The organism is Streptomyces sp. NPDC030245, from assembly GCF_055572995.1.
The window spans coordinates 301,357-321,276 of the sequence record NZ_JBVICF010000002.1 but is presented as its reverse complement, the minus strand read 5'-3'; the positions used below and the strand labels follow the sequence as shown (position 1 = coordinate 321,276).

Annotated in this window: 16 protein-coding genes; 10 read left to right on the top strand and 6 right to left on the bottom strand. The window is 71.9% G+C overall.

Features of this window, described 5'->3' with window-relative positions; genetic code table 11:
* Positions 1–5: 5 nt before the first annotated feature.
* From ACZ4Z4_RS06120 to ACZ4Z4_RS06105, 4 genes are read left to right on the top strand one after another with little or no spacing between them, the layout of a single operon-like run.
* A complete protein-coding gene (locus ACZ4Z4_RS06120) occupies positions 6–1,208 on the top strand; it encodes a pyridoxal-phosphate dependent enzyme (protein WP_468322845.1) in 1,203 nt (400 codons plus the stop codon).
* Complete coding sequence (locus tag ACZ4Z4_RS06115) at positions 1,205–2,527, top strand: ATP-grasp domain-containing protein (RefSeq protein ID WP_468322843.1); 1,323 nt, start codon at positions 1,205–1,207, stop codon at positions 2,525–2,527. Before ACZ4Z4_RS06120 ends, ACZ4Z4_RS06115 begins: the two co-directional genes overlap by 4 nt.
* The gene (locus ACZ4Z4_RS06110) at positions 2,524–4,098 is read left to right on the top strand and encodes an MFS transporter (protein ID WP_468322840.1); all 1,575 of its coding nucleotides are present in this window, start codon (positions 2,524–2,526) and stop codon (positions 4,096–4,098) included. The genes ACZ4Z4_RS06115 and ACZ4Z4_RS06110 overlap by 4 nt, the downstream gene beginning before the upstream one ends.
* A gap of 22 nt (positions 4,099–4,120) precedes the next feature.
* Entirely contained in the window at positions 4,121–5,320 is a 1,200-nt protein-coding gene (locus tag ACZ4Z4_RS06105; protein WP_468322838.1) for an acyl-CoA dehydrogenase family protein, read from the top strand.
* Positions 5,321–5,403: 83 nt separating this feature from the next.
* Here the strand turns inward: ACZ4Z4_RS06105 and ACZ4Z4_RS06100 are convergent, their stop codons facing one another.
* Entirely contained in the window at positions 5,404–6,072 is a 669-nt protein-coding gene (locus ACZ4Z4_RS06100) for an HAD family hydrolase (protein ID WP_468322835.1), read from the bottom strand.
* Between the two features lie 354 nt (positions 6,073–6,426).
* Between ACZ4Z4_RS06100 and ACZ4Z4_RS06095 the strand changes: the two genes are divergently transcribed.
* A complete protein-coding gene (locus ACZ4Z4_RS06095) occupies positions 6,427–7,167 on the top strand; it encodes a hypothetical protein (protein WP_468322832.1) in 741 nt (246 codons plus the stop codon).
* Between the two features lie 11 nt (positions 7,168–7,178).
* Here the strand turns inward: ACZ4Z4_RS06095 and ACZ4Z4_RS06090 are convergent, their stop codons facing one another.
* Positions 7,179–7,967 (bottom strand): helix-turn-helix domain-containing protein, encoded by a 789-nt coding sequence (locus ACZ4Z4_RS06090; protein WP_468322829.1) that lies wholly within the window; start codon positions 7,965–7,967, stop codon positions 7,179–7,181.
* A gap of 124 nt (positions 7,968–8,091) precedes the next feature.
* Between ACZ4Z4_RS06090 and ACZ4Z4_RS06085 the strand changes: the two genes are divergently transcribed.
* Complete coding sequence (locus ACZ4Z4_RS06085) at positions 8,092–9,213, top strand: NAD(P)/FAD-dependent oxidoreductase (RefSeq protein ID WP_468322826.1); 1,122 nt, start codon at positions 8,092–8,094, stop codon at positions 9,211–9,213.
* Between the two features lie 51 nt (positions 9,214–9,264).
* Here the strand turns inward: ACZ4Z4_RS06085 and ACZ4Z4_RS06080 are convergent, their stop codons facing one another.
* Genes ACZ4Z4_RS06080 through ACZ4Z4_RS06065 form a run of 4 tightly spaced genes read right to left on the bottom strand, consistent with a single transcriptional unit; the run spans position 9,265 to position 14,532 of the window.
* A complete protein-coding gene (locus ACZ4Z4_RS06080; RefSeq protein ID WP_468322823.1) occupies positions 9,265–9,741 on the bottom strand; it encodes a (2Fe-2S)-binding protein in 477 nt (158 codons plus the stop codon).
* 15 nt (positions 9,742–9,756) lie between these two features.
* Positions 9,757–12,045, bottom strand: coding sequence for a molybdopterin cofactor-binding domain-containing protein (locus tag ACZ4Z4_RS06075; protein WP_468322820.1), 2,289 nt, complete (start codon positions 12,043–12,045; stop codon positions 9,757–9,759).
* Between the two features lies 1 nt (position 12,046).
* On the bottom strand, positions 12,047–13,270 hold the full coding sequence (locus ACZ4Z4_RS06070) for an oxygenase MpaB family protein (RefSeq protein ID WP_468322817.1): 1,224 nt from the start codon (positions 13,268–13,270) through the stop codon (positions 12,047–12,049).
* Positions 13,271–13,302: 32 nt separating this feature from the next.
* A complete protein-coding gene (locus tag ACZ4Z4_RS06065) occupies positions 13,303–14,532 on the bottom strand; it encodes an oxygenase MpaB family protein (protein ID WP_468322815.1) in 1,230 nt (409 codons plus the stop codon).
* A gap of 167 nt (positions 14,533–14,699) precedes the next feature.
* Between ACZ4Z4_RS06065 and ACZ4Z4_RS06060 the strand changes: the two genes are divergently transcribed.
* The 4 genes from ACZ4Z4_RS06060 to ACZ4Z4_RS06045 all read left to right on the top strand — a co-directional run bounded on the left by ACZ4Z4_RS06060 (position 14,700) and on the right by ACZ4Z4_RS06045 (position 19,862).
* Positions 14,700–15,341 carry a TetR/AcrR family transcriptional regulator gene (locus ACZ4Z4_RS06060; protein WP_468322813.1) on the top strand — a complete coding sequence of 214 codons (642 nt, stop codon included), beginning with the start codon at positions 14,700–14,702 and terminating at the stop codon, positions 15,339–15,341.
* A gap of 58 nt (positions 15,342–15,399) precedes the next feature.
* Positions 15,400–16,542 (top strand): acyl-CoA dehydrogenase family protein, encoded by a 1,143-nt coding sequence (locus tag ACZ4Z4_RS06055; protein ID WP_468322811.1) that lies wholly within the window; start codon positions 15,400–15,402, stop codon positions 16,540–16,542.
* A gap of 93 nt (positions 16,543–16,635) precedes the next feature.
* Positions 16,636–17,640 carry an oxygenase MpaB family protein gene (locus tag ACZ4Z4_RS06050; protein WP_468322808.1) on the top strand — a complete coding sequence of 335 codons (1,005 nt, stop codon included), beginning with the start codon at positions 16,636–16,638 and terminating at the stop codon, positions 17,638–17,640.
* Positions 17,622–19,862 (top strand): serine/threonine-protein kinase, encoded by a 2,241-nt coding sequence (locus tag ACZ4Z4_RS06045; RefSeq protein WP_468322806.1) that lies wholly within the window; start codon positions 17,622–17,624, stop codon positions 19,860–19,862. Before ACZ4Z4_RS06050 ends, ACZ4Z4_RS06045 begins: the two co-directional genes overlap by 19 nt.
* Positions 19,863–19,920 lie beyond the last annotated feature (58 nt).

Sequence of the window (19,920 nt, the reverse complement as noted above, 5' to 3'; positions counted from 1 at the left end):
GCGACGTGACCGTGACCCACCCCGACCGCGGCACCGCGCCCGCCCCGGTCCACGAGCACATCACCGACGCGATCAAAGCGCCCGACCTGGTGCGGCTCGGCGACAACGTCGTGCTCGCCCGCTTCGAGACCCTCAAGGTCTACGCCGCCCTCGGCGCGGTCCGCACGCTGCTGGAGCGCGGCACCGTGAAACCCGGCCAGACCCTCGTCGACAGTTCGAGCGGCATCTACGCCCTGGCCCTGGCCATGGCCTGCCACCGCTACGGACTCAACTGCCACATCGTCGCCTCCACCACCGTCGACGCCACGATGCGCGCCCAACTCGAAGTCCTCGGCGCCACCGTGGACCAGATGCCGCCCTCGAAGGACCTGCGGCTCGACCAGGAGGGCCGGGTCAGGCGGGTGCGCGGGCTGCTGGCGGAGCGGCCCGGCATGCACTGGATGCGCCAGTACCACGACGCCGTCCACTACACCGGCTACCGGGAGTTCGCCGCCCTCATCGACCGCGCGCTGCCCGACGTGCCGCTGACCGTGGTCGGCGCCGTCGGCACCGGCTCCTCCAGCGGCGGCCTCGTCCAGGCGCTGCGCGGCCGCGACCGCGACGTACGCCTGCTGGGCGTGCAGCCCTTCGGCAGCGTCACCTTCGGCAGCGAGGGGTTCAGCGACCCCGAGGCGATCATCGCCGGGATCGGCAGCTCCATCCCCTTCGACAACGTCCACCACGATCTGTACGACACCCTCCACTGGCTCGACTTCCGGCACGCCATGGCGGGCGCGGTGGGGCTGCTGCGCGAGCACGCCGTCTTCGCCGGTCTGTCGACCGGTGCGGCGCATCTGGTCGCGGGCTGGGAGGCGGCGCGTGACCCCGAGCGCACGCACCTGGTCATCGGCGCCGACACCGGACACCGCTACACCGACCGCGTCTTCGCCCGGCACCGCGAGGCCCTCGACCCGCGCACCCTGAAGCCGCACCAGATCGCCGACCTCAGCGATCTGGCACCGCCCTGGTCGGCGATGGAGTGGAACCGGAGGCGGTACGACGTACGCCTCCCGTCCGCATCCGCGCATGACCCCGTATCCGCGCACACCCCCGTGCTCACGCACACCCCTGTACGCACGCACACCCCCGTACTTACGCATCCATCCGTACCCGAACAGACGGCAGCGGCCCCGATCGGCGTGCCGCCCCAGGAGGACCAGGCACCGTGACCATCGCCGCACTCGAAGCACTCACCTTCGGCCTGGGACGCCTCGTCGAGGCGGCGGGGAACGCCGGACACCGCCTGTGCCTGCTCACCGGCGACCGTGACGTCTACCGCCACGAACTCGCCCACCTCGACCCCGGGGCGCTCCACATCGTCGACATCGACACCGACGACACCGCGGCCTGCGCCGCCGCCCTGACTGCCCTGCCCGACCTGAAGGGGCTCATCAACTCGACCGACACATGGGGCGTCCCGGGCGCCGACCTCGCGGCCAAGTTCGGCCTGCCGGGCCCCGACCCGAGCGCGGTCCGGCTGCTGCGGGACAAGAGCCGGGTGCGGGCCCTCCTCCATGAGCGGGGCCTGAGCCGCAGCGGTGCCGTCGACGTTCCCGCGGATGTCTCCGCGGCCGCCGACATCCTCCGCACGGTCGGCCTGCCCGCCGTCCTGAAGGACTCCGCGGGCACCTCCTCCCGCAACGTCTGGCCCGTACGCGACGAGCGGCAGCTCCGTACGGCACTCGCCGAGGCGTCCCAACGCGCCTTCAGCGGGCGGCTGTTCGCCGAGCGCTTCTTCCTCGGCCCGGTCTACAGCGCGGAAACCCTCGGCTGGGAGGGTGAGACCAGGCTGCTCGGCGTCCTCAGCCGCCAGATGTCACCCGAGCCCTCCGTCCGCGAGGAGGCAGCGGCCTTCCCCGTCGCCTTCCCGCGCCCCGAACTCGACCTGATCGAGGGGTGGGTGGGGCGTGTGCTGGCCGCCGCGGGCCACGACAACGGCTTCGCGCATGTGGAGTTCGTCCTCACCGCGGACGGCCCGGAGCTGGTGGAGATCAACCGCCGCATCGGCGGCGCGCTCGTCGGCGAGGCCCTGTGCCGCGCCCTGGGCACGAATGTCTACGACGCGATGGTCGACGTGGCGCTGGGGCGGCGGCCCGCGCTGCTGGACGCGGGGGCGGGGCGGGGTGCTGCGGAGGCGCTGAATGCTCCGGGTGCCGGGGGCTGCACTCCTGGTCCTGGTCGCGGTCCTGGTACTGGTACTGGCCCTGGCTCTCGTCCTGGCCGGGCCACGGCGTTCGTGCTCGTCTATCCGGACCGCCCCGGCACCCTCACCGGCTGGACCGGGCTCGACGGCCTGTCCGACTTCCCCGGCTCACCCGAGTGGTATCCCACCGCGGTCCCGGGCCGACGCGTGGAGCACCTGAGCGACCAACGCGGCTGCACCGGCATTCTGTTGGCCGAGGGCGACACCGCCGAGCTGGCCCTGCACCGGGCGCTCAGCGCTGCCGGGAGCATACGGCCGGTCGTCGCGGCCGACGACCGGGAATGACGAAGACGCCGTCGCGGTGGCCGCTCGGGCGGCCCCCGGACTCCCGCCTCGCACGGTTCGCGGAGCTCACCGGCCCGCAGTACTTCCTGCTGGCCGGTTCGTTCCTCATACCCCTCGGCAGCTTCGCCGTACTGCCCTTCATGTCGGTCCTGCTGCACGAACGGCTCGGCATGGGGCTCGGCACCGTCGGCGCGGTGCTCGCCGTAGCGTCGTTCGTGCAGTTCTCCGGCGGTGTCGTCGGTGCCGCCGTCGCCGAACGCATCGGCTTGCAGCGCACCATGCTGCTCGCGCTGCTGGTCCGCACCGCCGGGTTCGCCGCCTTCCTGCCCGGACTGGGCCGGCCGACGGCGGCGATCACCGCGCTGTTCCTCGTCTCCTGCGGGGCCGCGCTCTATCTCCCCGCCAACAAGGCGTACTTGGTGCACGGCGCGGGGGAGGACCGACGCCCGCTGCTCCTGTCCGCGAGCAGTTCCGCCCTCAACGCGGGGGTCGCGCTGGGTCCCCTCGCCGCGGCCCCGTTCATACTCACGGCCTCGGCGGGGCTCTTCACCGCCGTGACGTTCTTGTTCGCACTGATCACGGCGGGGCACGCGCTGCTGCCGGTGGAGACCCCCGGCGGGGACGGGCGGGAAGCGGGGGAGCGGGCCGGGGCGGAGGGGGCGGGTGCGGAGGGGGCGCGGGCGGAGCCGACAGGCCCAGAGCAAGCAGCAGCGGAGCGGGCGGAGGCGGAGCAGGTCGGTGCGGAGCGGGCGGCGGCGCAGGCAGGCGCGGAGCGAGCCTGGGCGGAGCAGATAGGCCCGGGGCGGGCAGGCCCAGAGCAGACAGGCCCAGAGCAGACAGGCCTAGAGCAAGCAGCGGCGGAGCGGGCGGGCGGGGAGCAAGCAGCGGCGGAGCGGGCGGAGGTGGGACGGGACGGTGGCGGGCGGCTGCGGTCGCTGGCTCCCTCGCTCCCCTTCGCGATCACCGTACTGAGCGTGTACGTCTTCATGTTCTACCAGCACTACCTCGCCATCTACGTGGTCGGCCGGACCTCGACGCTCTTCTACGGCCTCGTCCTCGCCCTCTACGCCCTGCTGCTCGTCGTCGCCCAGCCCCTCCTGTCGGACTGGATCGCCCACCTGCCCTACCTCCGCGCCCTGCACGTCGGCTTCACGGCGCTGGCCACCGGCATGGCCGCTCTCGCCCTCGGCCACCCCGCCGCCATCCTGGCCGGGTCCCTGCTCATCTGCCTCGGCGAGGTCGTCCTCTTCCTCAAGAACGACCTCGAAGCGCTGGCCGGGTCCGCCCGTTCCCCCGCCGTCGTCTTCGGCCGCCAGCGCATGGCGGCCGGAATCGGCGCGTTCGCCAGCGGCATCGCGGGCGGCGAGGGCTACGCGTGGGCCGAACGCGCCGGCCATGCGAGCCTCTTCTGGCTGGCGGTCGCGGCACAGTGCGTGCTGCTGCCCCCACTGCTGATCCGAACCCTGCGCCGCCTCCGCCCCATTCCCTATTTCTGCAACGGGTTCTACTGTGTGCGCCGTCAGGTCGGGACGACCGCGCGCTCCGAGCCGTTCGATCGATCCGAGCAGTGAGCCGGCAGAGCCTGGAGGGGCCGTGCACCTCGAATACACGCCCGAACAGCAGCAGTTGCGCACCGAGCTGCGCGCCTACTTCGCCGAACTGGTGCCGGACCATTCCGCTGCGCGCTACGGCGAACCCGCCGCTCAGAAACGGTTCTACCGGGAGACCATCCGCCGCCTCGGGGCCGACGGGTGGCTCGGGGTCGGCTGGCCGGAGGAGTACGGCGGCCGCGGGCTCTCACCCATGGAGCAGTTCATCTTCTTCGACGAGGCGGCGCAGGCGGGCGTACCGCTGCCCCTCATGGCCCTCAACACCGTCGGCCCGACCATCATGCAGTTCGGCACGGACGAGCAGAAGGCGTACTTCCTGCCCCGGATCCTCTCCGGCGAGCTCGACTTCGCCATCGGCTACAGCGAACCCGACGCCGGCACGGACCTCGCCTCGCTGAAGACCAAGGCGGTCAGGGAGGGTGACGAGACCACCGGCCACTACACGGTCAACGGGCAGAAGATCTGGACCACCAACGGCGACACCGCTGACTGGGTCTGGCTCGCCGTCCGCACCGCCACCCCCGAAGAGGGTGTCCCGCCGCACAAGGGCATCACCATGCTCCTGGTCCCGACCAGCGCCCCGGGCTACTCCTGCACCCTCATCAACACACTCGCCTCGCACGACACCACCGCCAGCTACTACGAGAACGTCCGCGTCCCCGTCTCGCGCCGCGTCGGCGAGGAGAACAAGGGCTGGCGCCTGATCACCAACCAGCTCAACCACGAACGCGTCACCCTCGCCGCCCACGGCACCATGGCGATCCGCGCCCTCCACGACGTGCAGCGCTGGGCCATGGACACCAAGCTGGCGGACGGCCGCCGCGTCATCGACCTCGCCTGGGTCCGCAGGCGGCTCGCCATCACCCACACCAAGCTTGACGCGATGAAGCTCCTCAACTGGCAGATGGTGAACGCCGTCCAGGAAGGCACCCTCACCCCGCAGGACGCCTCGGCCGTCAAGGTCTACGGCTCCGAGGCACGCCGCGACGCGTACGCCTGGCTCATGGAGGTCGTCGGCGCGGCCGGCGCCCTGAAGGAGGGTTCGGCGGGCGCGGTCCTCCACGGCGAGCTGGAACGCGGCTACCGCTCGGCGGTCATCTTCACGTTCGGCGGCGGCAACAACGAGATCCAGCGCGAGATCATCTCCTGGATCGGCCTGGGGATGCCACGAGTGCGTCGCTAGTACTCCTGCGACTCCTGCGACTCCTGCCACTCCTGCAACTGCTGTGACTCCTGCGTCTGCTGTGACACTGAACTGCCATGGGCTCAGGCCGCGGCGCTTCCGTCATGGCCGGACGCGAAGGCCAGGATGTGCGGGACCGCATCGCGAAGACTGATGAAGTGGCGATGCACGCCCTCCACCGGGACGGCGGCGTTCACACCCCACACCGTCATCCCGGCGCGCAGCCCGGACCGCACTCCGGACGGAGCGTCCTCGACGACCAGGCAGTCCTCCGGACTGGCACCGAGCTGCTCAGCCGCTCGCAGATAGGGAACGGGAGAGGGCTTGCCCTCCTCGACCGCGGCCGCGTCCACGACCACGCCCGGCACCGGCAGCCCCGTTCTCAGGAAACGGCCGCGCACCCGGTGCTCGTAGTTCGAGGTCACCAGCGCCCAGGACGTCAGTGCCAGGCCGTGCAGCAGTTCCGACGCGCCGTCGAAAGCCGCATAGACGCCGGAGCGGACGTCGTCGTCCTCCAGCTCGTGCAGGACGGCCAGGCACTCACGCGGATCGTGGTCCGCGGCGACCTGGGCGAACGTCTCCATCGGCCGCGTCCGCAGGGCGACTTGATAGACCTCGTCAGCATCCAGTCCGTACCGCTCCGCCCAGGTTCCCCAGACCCGACGCTGGTTGCTCACCGCGTCGATCAGCGTGCCGTCGACGTCGAACAGCACGTACCTCATGCGGCCCTGCCGCCCGGGTTCACTGGTCACACGTCGATCATGCCAGGCAGCGGGCAGGCCACCGCGGGGCTGGCCAATGTGGCCCAACTCTGCCCGGATTGCGCTTCCTTGCGTGCGTGGCGGTGCACGTCTCCGGCAAAGGGGTGCGGTTTCTCCAGGTGGGTGCCTTCTCGCCGGACCGGGCCCGGCCAGGAGAGATTCTCATGAAGAACCCCGCACGCCGACGGGCTCGCACCACCCGTCACTGTCAGGGGCCCCGGCCGTCATACCGGAGTCATGGTGCTGTGTCCCTGATGTCGCTCCGCTAGTGCGCCGCTGGAGGCTGCCGCGCACGGAGTGCCGCAGCCGCTGCGGGCTCGTGCCGAGCGGCTAATCTTCGTACGCATGACCGATTCCCAGACCCGCGGGCGGATCGCGACCGACATCGCGAGACCCTCGTCCCGCCCCCGCCGCGTCTTATGGCTCGCCGCAGGCGCCACCGCGTCCCTGCTCCTCGCCGATCTCGTCACGCGCGCCTACAACCACTACGACCCCATCCCGACCGTCCGCAGACTGGTGAACGTGGACGTCGAGGCCAACCTCGCCACCTGGTGGAACAGCGCGCTGCTGCTGGCCGTCGCGGGCGTGGCGCTGACCGCCGCGCTGCTCAGCGGGCGCGGCGCGCGCCCCGGGCGGCTGTCCTGGCTGGGTCTCGCCGCCGCGACGGCACTGCTCAGCATCGACGAGACGGTGTCGTGGCACGAGCGCCTCGGCGAGGTCGGCCGGTCGTGGAAGGAGTGGGCGGGGGGCTCGCTGCCCACGCACGCCTGGGTGTTGCCCGGCGCGGTCCTCGCGGTGGTGGGCACCGTGTGTGCGGTGCTGTGGGCGCGGAAACTCCCGCGTGACCTGCGGTACGGGCTGCTGGGCGCGCTCGCGGTCTATCTGGGCGGGGCGTTGGTGACCGAGGCGTTCAACGGGTGGGCGCTCGACGGCGGCCACAGCACCGTCCTCATGCTGGGGACCCTCGTGGAGGAGGGCTTGGAGATGAGTGGCTGCCTCGTCGCCCTCGCCGCCCTCAGCCGTTACGTGGTGCTGGAGCACGCCCCGGCCACCGGCCGCGCGGCGATCCGGCTGCGGGACGGCTAAGAGGGTCCGTTTCACACTCCGGTACGTCGTATCGAGGCAGGCGTACGTCCTGTGAACTCCCTTGCCGTACGGGTGAGATGCGCTTGGTCGGCGAAGCCCGCGGTGGCCGCGGCCAGAGCGGCGGTCGAACGCGGCAGCTCGGCGATGGCCGTGCGGAGTCGGCCCCATCGACGCAGGCGGGCGAGCGCGATGCCCACGTCCCGCCGGACCAGGGCGCGCAGCCGCGGCGCCGACACCCCGACCTCGTCGGCGACGGCCGCGAGGGGCATGTCCGGATCACCTGATGTGCACAGGCGGACGGCGTGAGCGACCCTCGGATCGAGTGGTGAGAGTGGTGAGAGGGGTGAGAGGGGTGTGCGCGGAACCGGGTGCCCGACGAGCGCCCGCAACTCGGCGTATCCGGCGGCCACATCCGCTCCCGGCGCGCACCCGTCGGGCCCTGTGGTGGTGCCGAGGGCGGCGAGCAGGCGACGCACCTCGCCGGCATCGAGCCGTACCGGCTCCGGGCACGAGGGCAGCAGCCAGGAGTCGATGAACAGGGCGATGTAGGGCGAGGACGACATACAGCTGTGGACCAGGTCGGGCGGGACGAGCAGCCCGGACGCCGCCACCAGGTGGCGCCCCGGCGAGCGAAGTTCGACATGGCCGCCGATCGGCAGCACGGCTTTCCAGGCGGGCAACCGGTGCCGGGCGACGTGGAACGGACGGGACTCCGCGAACATGGCCGCTTCGTCGACGGAGGCGAAGACGACGCGGCGATCGTTTTGTTCAAGTGCCCAGGCACGAGGTGAATGGATCATCGTGCCATGCACGCTACCGCTGCCGCGCAGCCGGCCGGCCGGGGCCTGGCAGCGTGGCACCGGCGTGCCGCCGATCGCCCGAGGCGGCATCCGAGCCGCCCGTACTCCCAGAGGAAGTCATGCCATGAGCCATCGCCTGGTCATCGTGGGTGCCGGATACGCCGGTCTGGCGGCCACCCGGCGCCTCGCCCGCACGCTGCGCCGCAGCGATGTCACCATCACGCTGGTCAATGCCTCGGACCGGTTCGTGGAGCGGGTCCGGCTCCATCAGCTCGCGGCCGGGCAGCGGTGGGTGGAGCCGTCGGTGCGGCGGCAACTCGGCGATGTGCCTGTGCAGTTGGTCGTCGGCCGTGTGACGTCGATCGACGCCACGGGTCGGACCCTGATCGTCGACCGCGCGCCCGAAGCGATCGGTTACGACACCCTGGTGTACGCGGTGGGCAGCGAGGCCCGGCTCGACGACGCCCCGGGGGCGGCTGAGCACGCCTACGCCGTAACCACTCACGCACAGGCGACGCGGTTGCGGCACAGGGTCGCCGAGATCGCTTCAGGCGGCACTGTCGCGGTGGTCGGCGGCGGGCTGACCGGCCTGGAGACCGCCTCCGAGCTCGCCGAGAGCCACCCGGGGCTGCGCGTACGGCTCTTCACCGGTGCCGACGACGTCGGGTCCGGGCTCACGCCACGAGCCCGCGCCCACCTGCGGCGCGCTCTGCGGCGACTGGACGTCTCGGTGCATGCGAAGAGCGTCGTCGCCGCGGTGCGGGAGGACGGCTTGGACCTTCGCGACGGCGGGCCGTTCGCCGCTGACGCCGTGGTGTGGACCACCGGCTTCCGTGCGCCGGAGCTCGCGCGCGCGGCGGGGTTCGCGACGGACGGGAGCGGACGGATGCTCGTCGACGCGACCCTGCGCTCGGTCTCGCACCCCGAGGTCTACGCCGTCGGCGACGCGGCGGCCGGGCTGTCGGTGGGCGGGGCCACGAGCCGCATGTCCTGCCAGGCGGCCCTGCCCATGGGCAGGGGTGCGGCCGACGCCGTCACGGTGAGACTGGCGGGCAGGGAACCGGGACCCGTCCGCATCGGCTTCGCCTTCACCAACATCAGCCTCGGCAGACGCGACGGCATCGTCCAGTTCACCCGCGCCGACGACCGCCCACGCCGCTTCGTCCTGACGGGTCGCGCCGCGGCAGCCTACAAGGAGGCGGTGGTGCGCAGCACGGTACGGCCGCCGGCCGCGTCGCGCGGGTGACGCGCTTCGTCAGCGGCCCGGTCCGGTCCCGCGCCTGCCGGCTCCCGCGGCTCACATGTTCCGGGCGCCCTCCCTGACCGCTTCGCGGATGCGGAAGTACGTGCCGCAGCGGCAGATGTTGCGGATGCCGTCGAGGTCCGCGTCCGTGATCCGGCGGCCTTCCTCCGCGACGCGGTTGACCAGGGCGACGGCGGCCATGATCTGGCCGGGCTGGCAGTAGCCGCACTGGGCCACGTCCTGGTCGAGCCACGCCTGCTGCATCGGGTGCAGCTCCGCGTCGACCGTGGCCGCGAGCCCTTCGATCGTCGTGACCTCGTCGGTCGGGCGCAGGTCCTTGACGGGGATGGCGCAGGGGTTGGCGGCCTTGCCGTTGAGGTGGCTGGTGCAGGCCTTGCAGACGTTGATGCCGCAGCCGTACTTGGGCCCGGTGACGCCCAGCACGTCGCGCAGCACCCACAGCAGCCGTACGTCGTCGGCGACGTCGACCGTGACCTGCTCGCCGTTGAGTCGGAAGGTGTGCTCGGGCACGGAAGCTCCTGGCTGTCAGCGGACGTGGTCGAGGCCGTCGGTGGGGGACTGGGGGACGGGTGGCACGGTCGGTTTGGGTACGAAGGAGAGCGTGCCGTGGTTGATCGGGAAGGTCGTCGGCATCGTGCCCGTCGCCCGGCCGTAGGCGCAGGCGACCGCGGCCGTCGACGCCGCGACACCGAGTTCACCGGCGCCGCCGGGTCTCCCGGTCGTGGCCGGCATCACGATGATCTCCAGTTCGGGCGGGGTGTTCCACTGCCGGGTGTAGAAGTAGTTGTCCCAGCTGGCCTCCAGGAAGTAGCCGTCGCGCAGGTGCAGGCTCGACGTCAGGGTCAGGGCGATGCCGTCCATGAGGCAGCCCATCATCTGGGCCTCAAGGCCGCGTGGGTTGACGGCGAGTCCGACGTCCACGGCGATGACGGCCTTCGTGACGCGCGGCCCTGTCACCCCGTCGCGAATGGGCCGGCTGACGGTCTCCGGCCGGCAGTCGATCTCCACGAGCACCGCGCTCGTGGAGTGGTACTCGGAGTGCACGGCGATGCCCTGCGCCGTGCCTGCGGGCATCGGCCGGCCCCATTTCCCCACCTCGGCGGCCTTCTCGAGCACCGCCCGCGTGCGGTCGTCGCGGAGGACGTCACGGCGGAACGTGAAGGGGTCCTTGCCCATCTTCGCGGCGAGCCGGTCGACGACGAGCTCCCGGGCGCAGGTGACGTCGGGGGAGTAGACGTTGCGCATGCTGCCGGTGTTGAAGCCCTTGTCGGTCTCGCTGAGCAGCCGGCTGTGCACGCCGAAGTCGTAGGGCATCGACTGGGAGAGGTGGAAGAACGTCTGGGAGAAACCGATGTCGCCCACCGGCAGCTTCGCCGCCATGGCGGTGAAGAGCTCGCCGAGGCCGTGCCCGAGGTCGGTGGAGACGCTGGTGTGCCGCTGCTTGTAGCCGAGCACGGTGTCGCCCGCGTAGGCGACACGGACACGTGAGGTGGCCATGGGGTGGGTGCGGCCCTGGCGGGAGTCGTCGGCGCGGTGCCACATCAGCTTGACGGGTCTGCCGAATTCCTTGGAGATCTCGGCGGCCTCCAGCGCGGCGTCGAAGAACAGCTTCCGCCCGAAGGAGCCACCGCCCTCGGTCACGTGCACGGTGACGGCGCTCTGCGGCAGCCCGAGCCGGGCGGCGATGGCCTGCTTGGCGACGATCGGCGCTTTGAGGGCGGACCAGATCTCGGCCCGGCCCGGACGCACGTCGGCTATCGCGCAGTTCGGTTCGAGCGCGCTGTTGCTGCGGAAGTGGAAGGTGAACGAGGCCTCGACCGACGGCGTCACAGGGGGCAGCCCGAGCGGCAGCTCGGCCGCCCGCAACTCCTTGAGCACCGCCTCGTCGGACTTCCCCTCCGCCGTGCCGGGCCTCCACGACACGCGCAGCGCCCGTACGGCGTCGATGCACTGGCCGAAGGTCCGCGCGCGCACCGCGACCCCGGTGGAGATCACCGCGGCGTGGGTGACGCCCGGCATGGCCCGGACCTCCTGGAGGTTGGCCACCGAGCCGACCTTGCCGTTGAGGGTCGGTGGGCGGCACACCATGGTCGGCAGGGCATCCGGAACGTCGAGGTCCAGCGTGAACTTCTTGCGTCCGGTGACCGCGGCGAGCGCGTCGACGCGGTTGTGCGGCCGCCCGATGACGGTGAACCGCTCGCGCTCCTTGAGCTCCACGGACACCTGCCGCGCGCTGCGGCTCGCGGCCTTCCCGGCCAGCGCGCCGATGCCGATCAGCCCGCCCGCGCGGTCGGTGATGACACCTGCCTTCAGGGTGAGGTCGCCGACGGCCGCGCCGAGCTCGACCGCCGCGGCGTCCAGGAGCCGGCGCCGGGCGACGGCCGCCGCCACCCGGACCGGGGTGTACGTCGAGACGGTCGTGTTGGACGCGCCGGTGAGCTGGTTGAACACCAGCTCGGGACGGGCGTCGGCCAGGGTGACCCGGACCCGGTCCAGCGGTACGTCCAGCTCCTCGGCGATCAGCATGGCCGTCGACGTCGTGATGCCCTGCCCGACCTCGGCCCGGGGCAGCGCGAACGACACGGTGCCGTCCCCGCCGACCTCGACCCTGATCAGGTGCGAGGTCGGCAGGGCCGCCGCGGTCATCACGTCGTTCAGGTCGAGCAGTTCGGTGACGTCCGGCGACGGCACCGCTGCGGCGGCCTCTGCCTCGGGCACGAGCGGGGCCGCGGCCACCAGGGTCGGGGCGGCGAGTACGTATCCGAGGAAGCGGCGTCGCCCGATACCGGGCGTGCCCGACTGCGTCTCCGTCATCTCAGGCGGGCCGGTTCGCGTCGGGGATCTCCAGGTGGATGGGTCTGCCCTCGGAGAGGAAGAGCAGGACGAACCTGCGGATGGCCTCCTCCATGGCCCAGGCGGCCTCCGGGACCAGGGGCAGTGGAATCAGCTTCTCCCGGAAGGCCACCAGGAGGGGCCAGGCCTTCGAGATCAGCGGCTGCCAGAACGGTTCCCTGGACAGTCCGATCATGTCGCCGATCCGGTCGCCGAGCGTGTACCGGGAGAACGCGCTGACCAGGGGCCGCGTCACACCGGCGTCGAGCTCGGCGACGATGTCGAGCAGCACCTCGGTCAGCTTGACCCCCTCGTCCGTGCGGGCGAGGACCGGGTCGAGGAGCTGCCTGGACTGGGCGTTGGCCGCCTCCCAGGTGGCCGGGATGTACTCGTCGTGGACGCCGAGCATGTGCGCGGTCACCTGCCACACGTGCAGATACGCCTCGGACTCGGCGCGGGAGACCGGCACCTCCCAGGCGAGCAGCTTGCGCATGACGAAGGTGGCCAGGCTGTGCCAGGTGACCAGCACGTCCGCCTGGCTGATGGGTATCTTCTGGCCGTCCCCCGTGCCCGTCCACCCCGGCGACCTGGGCAGCAGATTGCGTACGGCCGCGTGGACGAGGCGGGTCCGCACCGCCGTCGCGATCATCGAACCCTGCGGCTGATAGGCGTCCAGATCGCCGACGTCGTACCCGAACTTCGCGGTCTTGGCGATGCGGTCCTTCATGTCCGCGCCGCCCTTGGAGTAGTAGACGGCCCGCGCCTCCCTGGGGATCGCCGTACTCATCAGCCCGCTGCCGAGGCCGTACAGCGCACCGACGTAGATCCCCTTGGTCTTGTTGAACCTCGCGGCGGTCTCGAGCTTGGCCCGGTCCGCCCAGGCGGGCAGCCTGCGCGCCTTCTCCATGAACTCCCGCAAGTCGCGCGGGAGTTCGGCGGGGAGTGGCTGGTCGTTGCGGGTCCAGTTCCGCAGCAGCCGGTTGACCTGCGGAATGTCACCGCGGTCGAGCAGTGAGCCGAGCAGCCGGTCGGCCTCGTCGTCCCACATCCACTGCGGGTCGGTGCCCGCGCCCGCCCCGGCCACCGAGCCGCTCGCGGCCCACGACCACAGGGGCCGCGCGCTCGCGGGCGACGCCGCGCCGAGCACACCGAGCGCGCCCAGCGCGCCGCCCGTGAGCAGCATCTTGCGTCTGCTGAGTTCGTCCATGAGGGAACTCCTCCTCGGTTAGGGCTCGTTGGTCAGGCGGGGCGGTTGGTGTCGGGGATGTCTATGTGAATCTCACGCCCCTTGGAGAGATAGAACAAGATGTACTTCCGGGCCGCTTCGTCGATCGTCCAGGCGATCTGCGGCACCAGGGGCAGCTTCATGAGGCCCTCGCGGTAGGCCACCAGCGGCGGCCAGGCGGCCTTGACCGCCGCTTCCCAGAACGGCTCGCGGGGTATGCCGTCCCAGTCGGCGATCCGGTTGCCGACGAGATAGCGGGCGAAGGCATTGACGAGGGGCCGGTCGATGCTTCCGGGGCTCGTCTGCTCGGCGAGCTGCCCCAGGAGGATGTCGGTCAGCTCGACGCCTTCCGGCGTGGGGCCGAGGACCGGGTCGAGGAGCTGCTCGGACTGTGCCTCGGCCGCCTCCCAGGTCGCCGGGATGTACTCGTCGAGAATGCCGAGCATGTGCGCGGTCACCTGCCACACGTGCAGATGGGCGTCGGACTCGGCGGAGGTGATCGGGACCTTCCACTCCCGCATTTTGCGCATCGCGTAAGTGGGCAGGGTGTGCCAGGTGACCAGCATGTCCGCGAGGCTGATGGGGATCTTCTGGCCGTCCCCGGTGCCCGTCCAGCCCGGCGACTTCGGCAGCAGGTTGCGTACCGCCGCGTGCACCAGGCGGGTCTTCACCGCTTCCACGACACAGGTGCCCCCGGGCCGGTATGCGTCGAGGGCGCCGACGGCGAAACCGAGCTTGCTGGTCTTGGCGACCCGGTCCTCCATGTCGGCGCCGCCCTTGGAGTAGTAGACGGCCCGCGCCTCACGGGGAAGGGCGGTGCTCAGCATGCCGCCGCCGATGCCGTTGAGGATGTTGAGGTAGAGGCCCCTGCCCTCGTTGAACCTCGCGGCGGTCTCGAGCTTGGCCCGGTCCGCCCAGGCGGGCAGCCTGCGCGCCTTCTCCATGAACAGCCGCAGGTCGCGGGGGAGTTCGGCGGGCAGGGGCTGGTCGTTGCGGGTCCAGGTCCGCAGGAGCGCGTTGACCCTCGGCACATCGCCCCGTGCGAGGACGGCTCCCAGGAGTTCGTCGGCCTCGTCGTCCCACACCCACTGCGGGTCCGTGCCCGCGCCTGCCCCGGCCACCGAGCCGCTCGCGGCCCACGACCACGTGGACCGCGCGCTCGCCGGCCACGCCATGCCGAGCACGCCGAGCGCGCCCAACGCGCCGCCGGTGAGCAGCATTTTGCGCCTGCTGAGTTCGTCCATCCCCGGAACTCCTCCTTGAGTCGCCTCAGCGCTGGCTGATACCCTGCCTGATACTCTGATACAGAGTCTGTAGCTGTGTTTCATCGAGAGAAGCACAACCCGGATCGGAGCACCAGACTGTGGAACCCGCATTTCCCTTTCTCGCCGCGCCACAGGACTCGGACTCCGTGCTGGACCGTGCGTTCGCCGAGGCCGCCGAGCAGGCCGCCGGCGCCGACGACGGCGACGAGGTCACCGGGCGCGTGCTCGACGCGGCCTTCGAGCAGTTCTGCCGCGTGGGCATCCGGCGGTCCACGATGGAGGACGTGGCCCGCCGTGCCGGGGTCTCCCGGATCACGGTCTACCGCCGGTTCGCCTCCAAGGACGCGCTCGTCGAGCAGGTCGTCCGCCGCGAGTTCCGGCGGTACTTCGACCGGTTCATCATCGACGTCCGGGGCGCGGAGACCGTCGCCGACCGCGTCGTCCTCGGCTTCGCGAGCTCGCTGCGGGCCATCCGCCGCAACCCGCTCATCGGCGGCCTGATGGACGCGGAGCCGGACGTGGTCGTGCCGTCCATGACCACCGACGGGGGCCGCACGCTGGCCGTCGTGCGGCAGTTCGTCGCGGGCAGACTGCGCCGCGAACAGCAGGCGGGCAACGTCGCGCGCGACGTGGACGTCGACGTCGTCGCCGAGCTGATGGTCCGGGTCTCGGCGTCCTTCCTCGTCATTCCCAGCCAGGTGGTCGACCTCGACGACGAGGAGCAGGTACGGGCTGTGGCCCGCCGGTTCCTCGTACCGATGCTGGGGCCGCCACCCGCCGCACAGTGAACGCGCCACGTTCTGCACCCTGTGTTCTGTCGAGTCTGTTCGAGGAGGAACGCGCACCATGCCCCGAGTCCTGACGGACGAGCGACGCGATCTGGTCAAGGCGGTCGGCGACTTCTGCCGCCGCGAGTGCGGCACCAAGGAGCAGCGGGACGAGCTGACCGAGGGCGGCCGACAGCCGCACAACCAGAAGCTCTACGAGAAGATGGCGGAGCTCGGCTGGCTGGGCATCGTCGTCCCGGAGGAGTACGGCGGCGCGGGCCGCGGCATGGTGGACCTGTGCCTGTTCCTGAAGGAGACCGCGTACGGCCTCGCGCCGATCAGCGGTTTCGGCACCACGGTCATCGCCGCCGCGGCCTACGACAAGTTCGGCACCGAGGAGCAGAAGCGCGTGGTGCTCGAAGGCGTGGCGGCCGGCCGGGTCGAGGCCGTCTCGATGTCCGAGCCGGGCGCGGGCTCCGACGTGGGCGCGCTCACCTGCCGCGCGGACCGCGCCGACGGCGGCTATGTGATCACCGGGCAGAAGACCTGGTGCTCCAACGCACACCTCGCGGACCACATCCTGCTCATCGCCCGTACGTCCCACGGCGCGTCGAAGCACGACGGGCTCACCCAGTTCATGGTGCCGGGCGACGCCGAGGGCCTGGAGGTCAGGGGAATCGACACGATGGGCGGCCGGGAGGTCAACGACCTGTACTTCACCGACTGCTTCGTCCCGGACTCGGCCGTCGTCGGCACCCCGGACCAGGCCTGGCCGCAGCTGATGGCAGGGCTCAACCTGGAGCGGATGATCCTCGCCGCGCTGATGCTGGGCACCGCCCGCCGCGCCTTCGACGACACCCTGCGGTACGTGCGGCAGCGCGAGCAGTTCGGCCGGCCGGTCGGCTCCTTCCAGGCGCTCAAGCACCGCATCGCCGACATGGCCACCGAGCTCGAATGCGCCCGGCTCCTGGTCGACGACGTCGCGGTGGCCATCGACGCCGAACCCGGCCGCGTCTTCGCCCGCGAGGCCTCCATGGCCAAGCTGAAATGCACCGAGCTCGCCAAACACGTGACCCTGGAGGGCATGCAGATGATGGGCGGCTATGGATACGCCACCGAGTACGGCATGGAGGCCCTGCTGCGCTCGACCGTCGTCTCCACCGTCTACGGCGGGACGAGCGAAATCCAGCGCGACATCATCGGCAGGACGTACGGGCTGTAAAGGGCGGCGCCGGCAGCGGCTGACGCGGGGAGGCGGAGAGCCGCGATACTGGTCGCCGACGTCCGGCGTCACCCGTCAGGAGATGGTCGCACCATGCCCGAGCACATATCCCCGGACACACCCGAGTCGGGACCGGAGCCGAGGTCCGAGTCCCGGCCGGAGCACAGGCTCACGCCCCAGCCCGACCCCGGGCTCTTCGGCCCCGCCTCCGTGACCTGGCAGGCGCACTCCGACCCCATGATGTGGATCGCCGGGATCCGGGCCCTCTACCTTCAGGCCCTGCACCCGCGCGCCGTCCGCGGCGTCATGGAGAACTCCGACTTCCGCAAGGACGCCTGGGGCCGCCTCATGCGCACCGCCGACTTCGTCGGCACCACGACCTACGGCACCACCGAGGTCGCCGAGAAGGCGGGCGCCCGCGTGCGCAAGATCCACACGATGCTCAAGGCCACCGACCCCGAGACGGGGGAGCGCTACGGCGTCGACGAGCCCGAACTGCTGCTCTGGGTGCACTGTGCGGAGATCGACTCCTACCTCCACGTCGTACGCCGCTCAGGCCTCCGCCTCACCGACGCGCTGGCCGACCGCTACGTCGACGAACACCGGCAGAGCGCGCGCCTGGTCGGCCTCGACCCCGCCGACGTACCCGCGTCGACGGCCGAACTCACCGCGTACTTCGAAGAGATGAGGCCCCGGCTGGCCGCCGGGCCCGACGCCCGCGCCGTCGACGACTTCCTTCAGCGCCCGCCGACGCACCCCCTGCTCGTCCCGGCGCGCGACCTGCTGTGGCGGCGTGTGGCGAACCTCGCGTACGCCTCCCTGCCGCCGTACGCCCACACGCTGTACGGCAGGGCCGCCCCACCACCCGCCGCGGTCACCCGCCGCCTCGTCCTCACCGGCACCGTCCTGCGCCGCATCCCCGCGCGTGTGCGCTGGCAACTCCCGCCCAAGCACATCCTGCGCGCCATGGCCCGACTCGGCCCCGGCAGCCGCCCCGCCCCGTACAAACTCGCCGGCCGGAACGCCATACTGGACGGGCCGGGGAGGGCGCAGCGAGGCAACGGGGGCGACAGCACGAGATGGCGGACACCAGGCTGATCCAGGGCCGGTACCGGCTCCTGGATCTGATCGGGCGCGGCGGTATGGGCGAGGTGTGGCGGGCGCGCGACGAGTCGCTCGGCCGCCAGGTCGCCGTCAAATGCCTCAAACCGATGGGGCACCAGCACGATCAGTCCTTCGCGCGCGTGCTGCGCGAGCGCTTCCGGCGCGAGGCGCGCGTCGCGGCGGCGCTCCAGCACCGCGGCGTCACCGTCGTCCACGACTTCGGCGAGTCCGACGGCGTGCTGTACCTCGTCATGGAACTCCTCGAAGGGCGCAACCTCAGCCAGCTCCTGGAGGACAACGGACAGCACCCCCTGCCGGTCGCCGACGTGGTGGAGATAGCCGACCAGGTCGCCGCGGCCCTCGCGTACACGCATGAGCAGGGCATCGTGCACCGGGACCTGAAGCCCGCGAACATCATGCGGCTCGCCGACGGCACGGTGAAGATCTGCGACTTCGGCATCGCACGCCTCGGCGCAGACATCGGCTTCACCTCCCGCCTGACCGGCACCGGCATCGCGATGGGCACCCCGCACTACATGTCGCCCGAGCAGATCGGCGGCGACCCCGTCGACCAGCGCAGCGACCTCTACTCCTTCGGCTGCGTGCTCTACGAGATAGCCACCGGCGCCCCGCCGTTCGACCTGGAGGACGCCTGGGCCGTCCTCGTCGGACACCGCGACACCCCGCCCGAACCACCCCGCAGGCACCGCGGCGAACTGCCCGAGTACTTCGACCGGATCGTCCTCGACCTGCTCGCCAAGGAGCCCGGCGACCGGCCGCCCGACGCGCGGGAGCTCGGCCGCCGCATCGCCGCGGGCCGCACCTCGCTCACGTACGTCCCGACCGTCGCCACGCCCCCCGTGCGCCACCGCCACGACCACCTGCCGCCGCACGAACCGCGGCTGCCCTCCTGGACGCGCGGCATGACCACCGGACACAAGGCGAGCGGCGCGTCCGTGCTGCGCACCACCCCGCCCGACGCGGCCGCCGGCCTGACCGGCGAGTGGATTCCGCGCGTCGACGCCCGCCGCGCCGCGGCCCCCCGGCAGCCCGAGCGGCCCACGCCCTCCCCCGAGCTGGTCGCCACCCTCACCAGCCGGCACAACGCGGGCCTCAGCCTGGGCCGGCTCGGCCGCTGGGCGGAGGCGGGCGAGGTGCACCGCGCGGTCGCCGCCGAACGCGAGCACGCCCTCGGCCCCGACCACCCCGACACGCTCGCCAGCCGCTACGAGGTCGGCTTCACGCTCAGCCGCACCGGCCGCGCCGCCGACGCGCTGCGCGAGTACGGCCGGGTGGCGCGGGGGCGGGAGCGGACGCTCGGCCCCGAGCATCCGGACACGCTCGCCGCACGCCAGGAGATGGCATACGTCCTCGGCCAGCTCGGGCGGCACTTCGAGGCCCACCAGACGTACACCTCGGTGCTCGCCGCCCGTGAGCGCACGGCCGGGCCCGACCACCCGGACACCCTGCGCTGCCGCCACAACCTCGCGTACAACCTGAGCCGCCTCGGCCGCCTGGAGGACTCCTACCAACTGGCCGAGGAGGTCGCGGCGGCCCGCGCCCGGGTGCTCGGACCGACCCACCCCGACACCCTCGTCACCCGCTACGAAGTGGCGTACGCACTCGGCCAGTTGGGGCACTGGCCGGAGGCCCTCCAGACCTACCGCGAAGTCGCCGAAGCGCGTGCGCGGGCCCTCGGCGCCGACCACCCCGACACGCTCGCCGCGCGCTACGAGGTGGGGATAAGCCTCGGCAGGCTCGGCCGCAGCGCCGAGGCGCTGGAGCTGTACCGCGAACTGATCGAGGACCGTACGCGCGTCAACGGCCCGGCCGACCCCGAGACGCTGCGCGCCCGGCACGGGCTCGGGGTGAACCTGGGACGCCAGGGCCGCTGGGAGGAAGCACTCGCGGAGGCCCGTGACGTGTGCGCCATCCGCGAGCGGGTCCTCGGCGCCGACCACCCCGACACGCTGGTGAGCCGCCGCGAGGTCGCCGTGGGCCTCGGCTGGCTCGGCCGCTGGGCCGACGCGCTCACCGAATACCGCAGGGTCGCCGCCGCCCGCGAGCAGGTCCTCGGCGCCGACCACCCCGACGCACTCGCCAGCCGCAACGACGAGGCGCACTGCCTGGAACAGCTGGGCCGCGGCGCGGAGGCCGTCGAGCTCTACCGCCGGGTGGCCGCGCTCCGGCAGCGACGGGCCGCGGGCAGCCACTGACCGAGTCGACCTGAGTCGACCGCACCTCCGTACGGGCGCACGATGGAGTAAGCGGAGA

What these genes read in the sequence shown, in the direction of transcription:
- ACZ4Z4_RS06110 (WP_468322840.1), top strand. Translation starts at nt 2,524, where the DNA reads ATGACGAAGACGCCGTCGCGGTGGCCGCTCGGGCGGCCCCCGGACTCC.
- ACZ4Z4_RS06095 (WP_468322832.1), top strand. Translation starts at nt 6,427, where the DNA reads ATGACCGATTCCCAGACCCGCGGGCGGATCGCGACCGACATCGCGAGA.
- ACZ4Z4_RS06090 (WP_468322829.1), bottom strand. Translation starts at nt 7,967, where the DNA reads ATGATCCATTCACCTCGTGCCTGGGCACTTGAACAAAACGATCGCCGC.
- ACZ4Z4_RS06085 (WP_468322826.1), top strand. Translation starts at nt 8,092, where the DNA reads ATGAGCCATCGCCTGGTCATCGTGGGTGCCGGATACGCCGGTCTGGCG.
- ACZ4Z4_RS06075 (WP_468322820.1), bottom strand. Translation starts at nt 12,045, where the DNA reads ATGACGGAGACGCAGTCGGGCACGCCCGGTATCGGGCGACGCCGCTTC.
- ACZ4Z4_RS06070 (WP_468322817.1), bottom strand. Translation starts at nt 13,270, where the DNA reads ATGGACGAACTCAGCAGACGCAAGATGCTGCTCACGGGCGGCGCGCTG.
- ACZ4Z4_RS06065 (WP_468322815.1), bottom strand. Translation starts at nt 14,532, where the DNA reads ATGGACGAACTCAGCAGGCGCAAAATGCTGCTCACCGGCGGCGCGTTG.
- ACZ4Z4_RS06055 (WP_468322811.1), top strand. Translation starts at nt 15,400, where the DNA reads ATGCCCCGAGTCCTGACGGACGAGCGACGCGATCTGGTCAAGGCGGTC.
- ACZ4Z4_RS06050 (WP_468322808.1), top strand. Translation starts at nt 16,636, where the DNA reads ATGCCCGAGCACATATCCCCGGACACACCCGAGTCGGGACCGGAGCCG.
- ACZ4Z4_RS06045 (WP_468322806.1), top strand. Translation starts at nt 17,622, where the DNA reads ATGGCGGACACCAGGCTGATCCAGGGCCGGTACCGGCTCCTGGATCTG.